This window comes from Clostridium sp. CS001 (assembly GCF_020443565.1).
Taxonomy (GTDB): domain Bacteria; phylum Bacillota; class Clostridia; order Clostridiales; family Clostridiaceae; genus Clostridium_AD.
Genome location: NZ_JAIZZN010000009.1, coordinates 1 through 13,292 on the forward strand (window position 1 = coordinate 1; position 13,292 = coordinate 13,292).

Sequence of the window (13,292 nt, forward strand, 5' to 3'; positions counted from 1 at the left end):
GATTCCACGTCACCATGGACACCCTTGTCTTAAGCTATGCACTTGGCACTATTAACCCGTGCTAGGGACTTTCACCCTTTAGATTGCGCCCATGCTGGGCGCACAATAAAAAATGTAGATAGATTTGTTCACACAATTCTATCTACATTCATAAACATATCCACATTATCACCTAGCAAATATTAAAAATTATATATTTATACAATTCTACTTCTTTAATTTAGGTGCAATAAAATCAATAAACAAAGCAGTTACTACTACACTTATGAAACAAGCAAAATTTACAACTAAATATAAGGCTTTTACCATATCTTCGAACCCTTCACCTGGGTTAGTTCTAATCATGTACATATTATATATTCCCGCAACCATAAAAATAACTGCTGGTACATACTTTATATATTTTTTCTTACCTAAGAACCTGTGAATTAAATAAGTTATAGCGGTTACTGCAGTACATATAGCTGTGATTATCAATACAAATCTTGCCATTCTATCATCTCCCCTTTATTCCTAGTGTACTTTCATATCCCTAAATCACTAGAAAATTCAACTGAAATAAAGCACCTACTCATAGGCGCTTTATTAATTAATACTTACTTAACTTTCCAAGTTGTTCCTTCCTTAGTATCAAGAAGTTCAATATTCATAGCAATAAATTCATTTCTTATCTCATCTGCTCTTGCCCAGTTCTTACTTTCTCTCGCCTCTGCTCTTTCGATTATAAGTCTGTTTATAAGAGCCTCATCTACATTCGTAGCTTGCTTTGGAGCTTTCATAAGATCTAATGAGAATACCTTATCAAAATCTTCTATAAGTATAACTTTTTCTTTATTATTAAGCTGTGAATCTTTTAAAACATCAAAGAGTACAGTGAAGGCATTTGCTATATTTAAATCATCACTGATAAATGATACAAATTCTTCTTTGTATTGTGCGATCTTTTCAGAATTAATTATATCGTCATTATTTACTGATGTTAAAATAACAGCTATTCTTTCTTTAAGTTTTTTGTAGCCATTTTTAGCATCATTTAAGTTGTCGAAACTAAATAACAACTGTTTTCTATATTTAGATTGAAGGCAGAAGTATCTATAGTCAAGAGGACTATAACCTTCCTCTTCTAATCTTGATATTGTCAAGAAATCTCCAGTAGACTTTGACATCTTACCATTATCTAATACTAAGAATTCTCCATGCATCCAATACTTTACCCATTTATGTCCAAATGCTCCTTCAGATTGGGCTATTTCGTTAGTGTGGTGTATAGCAATATGATCTATTCCTCCACAGTGAATGTCCAAGTATTCACCAATATATTTAACAGACATTGCAGAACATTCTAAATGCCAACCTGGAAATCCTCTTCCCCAAGGTGATTCCCACTGCATAATTTGATTAGAAAACTTAGAATTTGTAAACCATAATACAAAATCAAGTGGGTTTTTCTTATTAGGATCTACTTCTATTCTACTTCCTGCTTCAAGTTCCTCTATATTGATATTTGCAAGTTTAGTGTAATCTTCAAACTTTTCAATTTCAAAATATACATTTCCATTAGAAACATAAGTATAACCTTTTTCTTCAAGTACCTTTATAAAATCTATCATTTCTTGTATATGATCTGTGGCTCTACATACAATGGTTGGTCTTTTTATGTTAAGTTTTTTACAATCTTCAAAAAAAGCATCTTCATAAAATTTAGCAATTTCCCAAACAGTTTTGTGTTCGCGACTTGCTCCCAGTGCCATCTTATCTTCGCCTTCATCTCCATCTGATTGAAGATGTCCTACATCGGTAACATTCATTACATGCTTAACTTTATAATTTACATATTCCAAAGATTTTTTAAGTATATCTTCAAATATATATGTCCTTAAATTTCCTATGTGTGCATAGTTATAAACTGTAGGTCCACAAGTGTACATGCCTACCTTTCCTTCTTTATAAGGTACAAACTCATCTTTACTTCTTGTCATAGTATTATAAACATAAAAACTCAATACACTCACTCCTTCTTAAATAATAAAATAGTATTAACCACTCTATTAAAACTTTTATTAATAATTCAGTCTTTGATGTAAAAATATAAAAAGCTACAGTCTTTCTGCAGCTTTAAACTTTAAAGTATAAAGAATCGCAGATTATTTATCTGCGATTAACCATTACAAATTTAAAATTCATTATCTTAACAATAATATCCGCAGGACCCAATACATATTAAATAAACATTAGATAAAGTTTTACAACAACTGCAACAGCAACTACACATTTTACAGGCCCCCCGTATTCCCTTATTTAAAAGGTTTATTAATTATATATATAAATTCTAACATACTATTAAAATAATGCAATAAATTATATGAATATTTTTTATTTCTTATTCTACAATTTTTATTTTATAAAAATGAGAGCAAATAAACTAAGGTTTATTTGCTCTCATTTCAACTTAATTCTTTACTTGTTTGATCTGTCAGCAGATTGTTTTTTAGTTGTAGCATTTTTATTTTTTGCAGTTTCTCTAGTTATAGGAGTATCATAGTTACTTTTAACTAACCTAGCAAATTTATTATCTGGTTGGCTATCTTTAGGCATAAAACCATCTCCCTTATTTATATGATGCTTATAGGTTTTGCTATTTTAAAAAATATATGCTATTTAGTTAAAAATGTTCTCCATTTTCATAGTATTTGCTTTCTTCAAGCACTGAAAATATTACATCCACATCTTTGTATCCAGCTGAGTGAATATGCTTTGTAATTATTTTTGCCATAGCATCTTGAACTTCTTGACCTCTATCAAACCAAGCAACCTCTATGATTGGACATGTTTTTACTATTTCACCATCCATAATGAATGTAGAATTAATGCACTCTAAAGTGAAATAATTCTTTGGACACTCAAGAAGTTCTTGCATTTCTTGTACCATATCCCCGCTTATCTTGCAAATATCCTTTACTTCCACACCTCGCAGCTTTAATTGTGGCATATTTATCAACTCCTTATAATATCTAGTGTACTACTTGTACACCGATTGATTTCACTTGTTTCTTAAATATTTTATAACACAAACTAGCTATTTTCTAAGGCCACTACACTTCACTCTGCCTTATAACTTTTTTGAAGATGTAAGGCGCTCCTACTGTAATCCATAGTCCAATTAAAAAATATCTAAAAAAGTCTGCCACTATGCTAATAGGGAGAATTCGCTTTAATTCACCTTTTAATATTACAAGAATGCCAAGTCCAAATACTAACTTTAATAGTTGCTTTAGCTTAGTAGCTCTAACATCATATTGCACATATTTTGACTCTACCATATACCCAATAAAGAAGGCAAATACTGTTCCTGCTATAGTATAATAGGTTTTTTCCCGGAAAAATATCATCCCAATAAGCATAGGCACAACGACTATCATCAATATCCATGTTTTTTGCGTTGCCTCGGCATAATCAAAAATATAATTAGAAATAAATACCCATAGGCTTCCAATTACTATTCCGCCGATAACATCTGTTGGCCAATGCACTCCTAGATATAACCTAGAGCATCCTACTAAGATAATTGCTACGATTCCAATTACAAACATCCATCTTTTTCTTACCTGAATAATGGTAGAAATCCAAAGTGTTGTTGCACCTTGAGTATGTCCACTCGGGAAGGATTGTCCCGTTGCAGTTTCCACCCTTAAAGAGCGTATACCAGGTGTTCCTATAGGCCTTTGTACGTTCATTGCATCTTTAATAGCAGAGTTTATAATTGTGCTTGTCAATAGTGCAAAGCCTAATTTATACCCAAACTTTTTATTCACACACCAAAACACTATAGCAGCTACAAGAATGTAGAAAGGCTCTTCCCCTGTTATTGTAACTATTTGAAAGACTATATCCCAAAATGGAGATATCATAGATTGTATAAATTTAATAATTTCTATCTGCACGCTACTCCCCCCCCTTATTTGACTTCAAGCTTCTTTACCTCCTCCGACCAAATGCTAACATATTCGTCTAGTGCCCATTGTGCCATAACAGCTACTTCTGAATTTTTAAGTTCAAACTCGCTTATTGGAGTATTTGTTAAAACATTATCCCTTATAGTATAAACCAATAACTTTGAATTTGTTAACACCACAGCAATATCCCTATTAGGGGAGGTATATCCATCTATAGCATTTGGAACCTTTTGCTTTATAACCTCCCAAGATGGAAATAGTGAATCGTAGTTTATTAAGTTTTCAGGTGCCGTTATGGGAACATTAAAGTCAACATAATTAATCTTCTCAGATAAATTTAAATAGTTTAATCTTCCATGCAATAGCCACTTTCCATTTCTTCTAAAAACTCCAAAGTTCGTTGGTGTAGGAGTATTATTTAATGAACTTCTATCACTCTCTGAAATAGTTCTTAAGTATGAACTTGCACCAGCATTCAAAGACTCCATGCCCTTTTCACCTAATATTTTTGATGCAACAATTGGAACTTCTGACCCTGCATATATAGTATCAAGTGGAACTACTTCTAATTCCTTGGATGCATTTGATTTCATTTCACCTATTGCACCATCTTGACGTTCCCTTTCATAACAAACATAATCATTCCCTACAAAATTAATACTTTTGAAATCATAAAAACCTACCTTTCCCATATATTTAATTTTAATATCTTCCCATTTCTTTTCCTTTCCAATGGGAGCTGCAAGGAAGGAGTCTACCCCGTAATTATTAGTAATTTCTCTTTTAGTGTCAAGTTTCCAAAATCCAGTTCTTCTTGGAACAAGCAAAAATTGCAGCTCTGATACTTCCTTAATTGACCCATCATAACTAATCCATAGCGTCCTATATGCTGGCTCTAATATGGGATTATTGCCATTTATGTAAGGTAGTTTGTAATCAACCGCTTTATAATACTTTAACCCTAGTAACAGGCCAGATTGGTCTTTTTTCATATATGGTTTTAGCTTAACACCATGTAAATTTTTTTTATTTTTAGTATCTTGAATACCCGTTTTGTTTTCATCTGTTTGCTTTGATAGAAAGAAAAATACTCCTTCTTTAATTATTACTATCATGTTATCATCAAGCTTTATAATATCCCTAAAATAATTCTTATTTGAAGTGATGGTAATAACCTTAATTTCCTTTTGACTTATACCTAAGCTTTCCATAAAAGATTTATAATTGCTATATAAATATGTACTTGTATCCACACTTTTAATCTTAAACTCAGGTTTTTCGCAATTGTCATCTGGTAGAACAACCTTTTGTTCTTGAAAATAAGCTTCTTGCCCAATCAGCTCATTTGCATCTTCTTCAGTCATTTCAGCCATAGCCGAAAAAGCATACTTTTCTATCTTCCAAGCGCCCTCTATTGGAATTTCTACTCTAGGTGGATTTACTCTGGTGGTTGTTGATAAATCAATATCATTACAGGCTGTTAAATTCATAAATATTATTAATAAAACAAATAACGATAATATTTTTTTCATCTTTTTTCTCCTTATTTAGCAAAATAACAAGTTTTTATATAGGGAGAATTATAGAAACCTCCGTACCTTCGTTAACTAGACTTCTAATTTCAAGACTTCCCTGATGAAGTTTTATAATTTCATCACATATAGAGAGTCCTATACCGTTTTTGGAATTAGCATTTCTCCCCTTAAAAAATCGTTCTTTTACTTTTGGTAATTCATCTTCTTCTATACCACATCCTGTATCTATTATTTGAATAATAACATCATTATCTTTAAGATTTACCCTTATACTGATGTTTCCTCCACTTGGCGTAAATTTGAAGGAATTATCTAAAATATTTAGTAAAACTTGCTTCAACCTATTTTTATCTACAAATACTCTTGGCAAGTCTTCCTCTAGGTATAGCGTAAGTTTTATATTTCCTTTTAAGGTTCTTGGCAACGTCTGCGTTTTAATGTTCATTAACATATCCCTTAGGTCAACATAATCCTTTTTTATGGATACCTTTCCTGATGATAATTTAGAGAAATCTAGCAAATCCTCAACTAGGAAAGTTAACCTATCAGCTTCTTGCTGTATAATTTCAAGCCCCTCTTTAAGTTCTTCTTCATCTTCCACTTCACTAGAATTTAAGATAATAGACCATCCCTTAATTGATGTTAATGGAGTTCTAAGCTCATGTGAAACAGAGGCAATAAATTCATTTTTAAGTCTTTCACTCTTTAATATTTCCTCGGTCATATAATTTAATGTTCTTGCTAATTGTCCAAGTTCATCCTCTGAACCTATACTTATTTTCTCATTGAAGTTTCCACTAGCCATCTTCTGCGCACCTATCATGATTTTTTTTATAGGGTTTGTGATAATATTAGAAATAAAAAAACTTACTATTCCCGATAGTATAATAACAATTCCACCAATAATCAAGAAAAACCTAGATATTTGGTAAATATCTTCATCAATTCCTTTGATTGAAGTAATAAACCTTAATGCTCCATTTATTTCTCCATTATATAATAATGGATATGCTACTGTCATAACTCCTTCATTTTCATGTTCTTGTCTATCAATTATGCTCCCAATGTTACCCTCTAGTGCTGATTTAAAATCCTTACTACTTACTATCTCCTTTGGCATTACACCTAATGAATCCATAATTACAAATCCTTTTAAATCTATAATTTGAACTTCTGCAGTAATATTCTCATAAAATACATCTACATTGTTGGCTACATTTTCTTTTACACTTGCTGATGATAGGTATGTATTATAAAAGCTGCTAGATAACTTTATCTGATTAGACAAATTTGATTCTAAACTTCTGTAACAGTATTTTCTAGTAGATGCTATTAAAAATCCTTCTACAATTATAACTGTAATTAATATTACCAATAGATAGCTACCAGCCAGCTTTGTTCTTATAGTTTTCACTTTAAACATCACCCCATCTGTATCCTGTCCCCCACACTGTCTCTATATACTTAGGGTTTGATGAATCTTTTTCTATTTTGCTTCTAAGTCTTCTAATATTCACATCCACTATTTTAGTGTCCCCTATAAATTCGTATCCCCAAACAACATTTAAAAGTTCATCCCTACTAAGTGCCTTACCTGGGTTTTGAATAAACATTTTCATAAGCAAAAATTCTTTTGGAGTTAAGTCTAATTCTACTTCATTTTTAAAAACCTTCTTTGAGTACTTATCTATTCTAAAATCTTTAGAATGAATAAAATTTGTTTCTTCTTTGTTTACATGCTTCATTCGCCTTAAAAGTGAATTTATCCGCGCTGTAAGTTCTAGTGGATTAAATGGCTTAACCATATAATCATCTGCGCCAAATTCCAATCCCATAATCTTATCCATATCTTGTCCTCTAGCTGTCAATATAATTATTCCAATATTCTCATATTGTTTTTTTAACTTTTCGCAAAACTTAAATCCATTCATGCCTGGAAGCATAATATCCAATATAACTACATCTGGTGTTTCTTGCAATATTCTTTGCAAACCTTCCTCTGCTGAGGCGGCTTCAAAAACTTCAAACTTTTCTCTTTTTAAACTTATTTTAATAAACTTTCTAATAGATTCTTCATCTTCTACTATTAATATTTTGCTCATACCGCACCTTCCCATTTGCATTGATCCTAAATACTAAATACTTATTTATATATAACTAAAATTATATCAAATATTGCTACAAGTTATAAGAGCTTTCTAAAGTATTATAACCTAATCTTTAAAATCTAAAAAATAAAAAACCAATCTAAGTTAAAGATTGGTTTTTGAAATATTATTTATAAAAATACCTATTTAAATAGCTTATCCTAAATTTTCATAATCCACGTCAATAATAACACTGTCTTCATAATTAATATCAATTGAATCTGAAGTATCTGGGCTACTACTAAACATATCAGCTTGTACCCTAGTATTTTTCTTTGTGCTTAACTTGTACATAATGTTTTTTGCACCCTTTACTAGTTTAAAACCACCCCACACTAAAACTCCAAATACTGCAATTGCAAACAATGCCTTAAAAATAAAAATAGCTATATAAGGTATTGCTATTACTAAAAGAATGAATGTACCAATTGATAAAGCTGATCTTAATAATTTTGACATCGTATTTCTTCCCTTTGCATATTCCATGATATTATTGTCCTTCTTTCACTTTATATAATTTCTTTTCTAAATAGTAAACTAATTATATCATATAAATTGAATTTAATATTAATTATCCTTTAAGAAAGTGTTAATGATTTATTAACTATCACTGCTGATTTTTTTGGATTTCTACTTTATCATCTTGTTTAGTTCGCTACTTATATTGTTAATCTCCTGAATTTCTCGCACAACTTCAGATACCTTAAGGTTTTGCTGATTTATTACCGATAAGATTTGTTCTGTAGTTGCTGCATATTCTTCAGATACAGCAGCTATGTTTTGAACCTCTGTATCAACAACAATAAATGTATCTTTAACATTATTTATAACATGATTTTGCTTTGAAATATTGGAATTTAACTCTTTAAATACCCTAGCTAAATCTTCAAATGTATGGTAAATCTTCTGAGCTACATTATCGCCAATATTTACTGCCTCATTACCCTTTTGAGCTTCTTTTAGTGCTAAAGCGGTGGTTGTACTTGTATTTTTTATAACTTGATAAATATCTTCAACAGTATTATTACTTTGCTCTGCTAATTTAGCAACTTCATTAGCTACAACTGAGAATCCTTTCCCTGCTTCTCCTGCCCTTGAAGCTTCTATTGAAGCATTTAAAGCTAATAGATTTGTCTGCTTAGCTATATTTTTTATTCCTGTTAAAAATACATCTATATCACCCATTTGCTTTTCAAGAGTAATTACTGTATCTAAGGAAGATTTCACAGTATCTTTAATAATAACCATTTGTTTATTCATTTCTTCAATTTGATGTGATCCTTCTGTAACATCATTATTTACCATTTCTGAAATACTTACTATCTTCTGCGAAATTTCTGTGCTTTGCTCAACAGTCTTTCCTGTATTAATTATTGTTTGACTTATGTTGTTAACATTATCTGCTTGCATATTTATTCCGTTTGTCATTTCATTAACTGCGGCAACTACATCTTTGCTTATTTCTTTTACCACATTTATATTTGAATTGCATTTTTCTATGCTGCTATTCAAAACCCCTGTACTTTTATCTATACCACCCATGGTATTTTCTAATTTACTTAATAACTCCAAAGTTTTTTTCTCTTTTTCTAAGCTTTCTTTAATTAACTCGGAACTCCATTTTGTAAGCAAACATAGTAAAAATATGCTTATGTTTATTATAGCTAGACTGCTTATAAAATCTGTAGCTACCATGTTAGCTCCAAGCACCGAATCTTTCGAAATAAAGTACATTAAAATCAATGAACCATCTAAAATAAATCCATAAATACATAACAAAATAATATCACTGTATAGCGCTGCTAATAATAGACAAGCATTATATATTAGAAATCCAGACCCTAATCCTCCTTGTAAATGAGCTAAATATAAACACCCAAAGAATGGAGATAAACTTACTAGCAGCCCCTTAATTCTAAAATTGATCTTTAATGTATAAATAACACTTGCAATTATTGAAGATATTCCAGTTACAATTAAAACTTCAATACCCGGTTCTTTGCCTTGTGCCATTACCGTTTGTAATGTTAACACAATAGTAGATATCCATATTGCTATAATATTAAACTTCAAGGTTTTTTTATTTCTACTAGTGATTTCTTTTCCGTCCTGCATACGTGACTCTCCTTCATAATGTTTTTATTTACCTACAAAAATATCTTATGTATAGTATATATAGATAAATCATACTATATTTACCTATTATTTTCAATTGAATTTAATTTTAACTTATGTTGAAACTGCTATTGCATTCCCCCATCTATTGTTATAACTTGCCCTGTAATGTATTTTGAATTTTCGCTAACCAAAAAGGTTACAAGATTACCTATATCATCAACCTCTCCAAATTTCATCATGGGTATTTCATCTACCAGCGATTTGCGGTCCTCAGCACTTAACCATTTATTCATTTCTGTATCTATGACACCTGGTGCTATAGCGTTAACTCTAATGTTGCTAGGTGCTAGTTCTTTTGCTAAAGCCTTTGTAAAAGAGTTAATTGCCCCCTTGGAAGCTGAGTAAATTACCTCACAAGAAGCACCTACATTCCCCCACATTGAAGATATATTTATTATACTTCCATTTTTTTGTTTAATCATTTCCTTTACTGCATTATGGGAACAATTAATTGTACCCATGAGATTTACATTTAAAACACTGTCCCATTCTTGTGGCACTGCATCCATAAACAGTCCTACCTTTGATATTCCTGCATTATTTATCAATATATCTATTTTACCTAATTTTTCAACAGTAGTTTTTATCATCTGCTTTGAAAATTCATAATCACTTACATCACCTTTGATTTTCATGGCATAAGCTCCAAGCTCTCTAATCTCTTTAAGGGCCTCTTCTGCTGCCTCATCATTGCTTTTATAATTTATTACAACGCAAGCTCCAGCTTTTGCTAGTGCTATAGCTATACCTTTTCCAATGCCTCTAGATGCCCCTGTAACTATGGCTACTTTACCTTTTAAATTCATATATACATCTCCCATCTATAATAATTATCCTTTATATTTTATTTTCCTTCAATATAATATAAATAATCCTCTTCCCACTCAGCCCAAGAGGTATATCCCTCTGATTTTAATTCTTCAATGAGTTCCTTATCTTGTGAACATAAAGGCGTGGATACTTCTTGTGCTTCATAACTTATATAATAAAACAATATCCTTATCAATGCAACAAAAGCAATTTCAGCCATTCTATTACAATAAAAAACCATATTAATATCTAAATATCATGCAATTAGAATCTTTTTTAATAATATCAACAAAAATTCTTCTTAAGTTCAAGCTATTTATAGCCCATATAGTAATAATACTATATAATATAATTGAGCATAATATATTATGTACTTTAACAGAGATATTAAAAAGCTTAAAATATACTTTTATAACACAAGGAGGAACAATAAATGAATAAAATTGATCAATTAACCGTAGATACCATAAGACTTTTATCTGCTGACGCAATAGAAAAAGCAAAATCAGGCCATCCGGGACTTCCACTAGGAGCAGCACCAATGGCTTACACTTTATGGGCAAAACATATGAAACATAATCCTAAAAACTCAAAATGGCAGGATAGAGATAGATTTGTACTGTCTGCTGGTCATGGTTCAATGCTTGAATACTCACTACTTAGCCTTTTTGGATATGGTCTAACTATGGAAGATTTAAAAAACTTCAGACAACTTGGAAGTTTAACACCTGGCCATCCTGAGTATGGTCATACAAACGGTGTTGAAGTTACTACAGGTCCTTTAGGCCAAGGAATTGCTAATGCAGTGGGTATGGCTATAGCAGAAACTCATCTTGCGGCAAAATTTAATACAAAAGAACATGCAATTGTAGATCATTATACTTATGCTATATCAGGTGATGGTTGCCTTATGGAAGGTATATCTGGTGAAGCTGCATCTCTTGCAGGTACTTTAGGCCTTGGAAAACTTATTTTAATGTACGATTCAAACAATATAACAATAGAGGGAGATACAAACATTGCTTTTAGAGAAGATGTAGCTAAAAGATTTGATGCTTATGGATGGCAAGTTTTACGTGTAGAAGATGGTAATGACATGGAAGCAATAAGTAAAGCTATTGAAACTGCGAAGCTTGAATTAAACAAACCTTCACTTATTGAAATTAAAACTATTATAGGATTTAGCTGTGCTAAAAAACAAGGTACTGCTTCAGCACACGGTGAAGCCCTTGGAGAAGCTAACATAGTTGAAATGAAAAATTGCCTAGGCTGGAACCTTGATCCATTTACAGTTCCAACTGAAGTAACTAAACATATGGAAAATATAACATCTGCTCTTGGTGAAAAAGAAGCAGCATGGAACACACTTTATGCACAATATAGCCAAAAGAATCCACAGCTTGCTAAGGAATATGAAGCATGGCAAAGTGGAGAGCTTTCTGTAGACTTACTTGACCTTCCAGAAATGTGGAAGTTTGAAGGCAAAGCTGCAACAAGAAGCTCATCTGGAGACATAATAAATATATTAGCAAAGCATGTACCAAGCCTTGTTGGTGGTTCAGCAGACCTTGCACCATCTAATAAAACATACATGAAGGGCCGTGGTGACTTTTCTATGGAAGATAGAACTGGATCCAATCTTCATTTTGGAGTAAGAGAACATGCAATGGCCGCTATAGCAAATGGAATCTATGTACACGGTGGTCTTAAGATATTTGTTTCAACTTTCTTTGTATTTGCTGATTATATGAAAGGTGCAATGAGATTATCTTCTCTAATGAACCTTCCAGTAGTTTATGTTTTAACTCACGATAGTATTGCAGTAGGTGAAGATGGCCCTACTCATGAACCAATTGAACACCTTGCATCACTAAGAAGTCTACCAAACTTTAATGTATTTAGACCAGCTGATTCCAAAGAAACAGCTGCTGGGTGGTATGCTGCAATGACTTCAAAATCAACACCTACAGCATTAATACTTACAAGACAAAATCTTCCTCTATACGAAGAGACTTCAACAGAAGCTTTAAAAGGTGCCTATGTACTTAAAACTTACGAAGAGCAAGGCAAAAACCCAGATATTATCTTAATGGCTTCTGGTTCTGAAGTAGAATTTATTTATGAAGGAGCTAAGTTATTAAATCAGCAGGGTATAAAAGCTAGAGTAGTAAGTATGCCTTGTATCGATATATTTGAAACACAATCAAAAGAATATAAAGAATCTATTTTACCGTCTTCTGTACGAACTAGATTAGCAGTTGAAGCTGGTTCTTCATTCGGTTGGCATAAATACGTTGGCCTAGACGGAGACACAATCTGTATTGATAGATTTGGAGCTTCAGCACCTGCAGAAGCACTATTCAAAGAATTTGGATTTACAACAGAAAATGTTGTTGCTAAAGCACTTAAATTGCTTGGGAAATAATTAAAACATGGTGCCACCCAGGTGGCAAGTGGCAAGTTTATATTTAGTAAAAGATCATTTAATCAGATTATTGAGTAGATGATCTTTTTTCTTTTATTTAGTTGATAATGCCTTAATATCTAAAAGATACCTTTGTCATAAAGTTATTCTAGCACTCCGTTGTTAATTGCCTTAATAATTTCATCATGGATATTCATTACTTCATTTATTGGTATACTGCCAATTACTTGTCTTTCCTTAACCT

The 13,292-nt window shown here is 31.7% G+C and carries 13 protein-coding genes; 1 reads left to right on the forward strand and 12 read right to left on the reverse strand.

The features are described 5' to 3' along the window. Positions 1-207: 207 nt before the first annotated feature. From LGK97_RS07945 to LGK97_RS08000, 12 genes are all read right to left on the reverse strand, one after another. Positions 208-492, reverse strand: a complete 285-nt coding sequence (locus LGK97_RS07945; RefSeq protein WP_226259223.1) for a hypothetical protein — start codon at positions 490-492, stop codon at positions 208-210. Between the two features lie 104 nt (positions 493-596). Further along, positions 597-2,003 carry a cysteine--tRNA ligase gene (gene cysS, locus LGK97_RS07950; RefSeq protein WP_226259224.1) on the reverse strand — a complete coding sequence of 469 codons (1,407 nt, stop codon included), beginning with the start codon at positions 2,001-2,003 and terminating at the stop codon, positions 597-599. A 454-nt stretch (positions 2,004-2,457) separates the two neighbouring features. Further along, positions 2,458-2,595, reverse strand: a complete 138-nt coding sequence (locus LGK97_RS07955) for a hypothetical protein (protein WP_226259225.1) — start codon at positions 2,593-2,595, stop codon at positions 2,458-2,460. Between the two features lie 67 nt (positions 2,596-2,662). Continuing rightward, entirely contained in the window at positions 2,663-2,989 is a 327-nt protein-coding gene (locus LGK97_RS07960) for a DUF1904 domain-containing protein (protein WP_226259226.1), read from the reverse strand. A 103-nt stretch (positions 2,990-3,092) separates the two neighbouring features. Beyond that, positions 3,093-3,941, reverse strand: a complete 849-nt coding sequence (locus tag LGK97_RS07965) for a phosphatase PAP2 family protein (protein WP_226259227.1) — start codon at positions 3,939-3,941, stop codon at positions 3,093-3,095. A gap of 14 nt (positions 3,942-3,955) precedes the next feature. Then, positions 3,956-5,485, reverse strand: coding sequence for a hypothetical protein (locus LGK97_RS07970; RefSeq protein WP_226259228.1), 1,530 nt, complete (start codon positions 5,483-5,485; stop codon positions 3,956-3,958). 34 nt (positions 5,486-5,519) lie between these two features. Beyond that, a complete protein-coding gene (locus tag LGK97_RS07975; RefSeq protein ID WP_226259229.1) occupies positions 5,520-6,911 on the reverse strand; it encodes a sensor histidine kinase in 1,392 nt (463 codons plus the stop codon). Further along, positions 6,904-7,590: a response regulator transcription factor gene (locus tag LGK97_RS07980; protein ID WP_226259230.1), complete on the reverse strand. Its 687-nt coding sequence runs from the start codon at positions 7,588-7,590 to the stop codon at positions 6,904-6,906. Before LGK97_RS07980 ends, LGK97_RS07975 begins: the two co-directional genes overlap by 8 nt. A gap of 201 nt (positions 7,591-7,791) precedes the next feature. Continuing rightward, a complete protein-coding gene (locus LGK97_RS07985) occupies positions 7,792-8,094 on the reverse strand; it encodes a hypothetical protein (RefSeq protein WP_226259231.1) in 303 nt (100 codons plus the stop codon). 171 nt (positions 8,095-8,265) lie between these two features. Next, on the reverse strand, positions 8,266-9,750 hold the full coding sequence (locus LGK97_RS07990) for a methyl-accepting chemotaxis protein (protein ID WP_226259232.1): 1,485 nt from the start codon (positions 9,748-9,750) through the stop codon (positions 8,266-8,268). A gap of 128 nt (positions 9,751-9,878) precedes the next feature. Then, positions 9,879-10,619, reverse strand: a complete 741-nt coding sequence (ymfI, locus tag LGK97_RS07995) for an elongation factor P 5-aminopentanone reductase (protein ID WP_226259233.1) — start codon at positions 10,617-10,619, stop codon at positions 9,879-9,881. A 38-nt stretch (positions 10,620-10,657) separates the two neighbouring features. Continuing rightward, entirely contained in the window at positions 10,658-10,864 is a 207-nt protein-coding gene (locus LGK97_RS08000; protein ID WP_226259234.1) for a hypothetical protein, read from the reverse strand. A 192-nt stretch (positions 10,865-11,056) separates the two neighbouring features. On the opposite strand from LGK97_RS08000, the gene tkt reads away from it, so the two are divergent. Then, positions 11,057-13,048, forward strand: a complete 1,992-nt coding sequence (gene tkt / locus LGK97_RS08005; protein ID WP_226259235.1) for a transketolase — start codon at positions 11,057-11,059, stop codon at positions 13,046-13,048. The last annotated feature ends 244 nt before the right edge of the window (positions 13,049-13,292 follow it).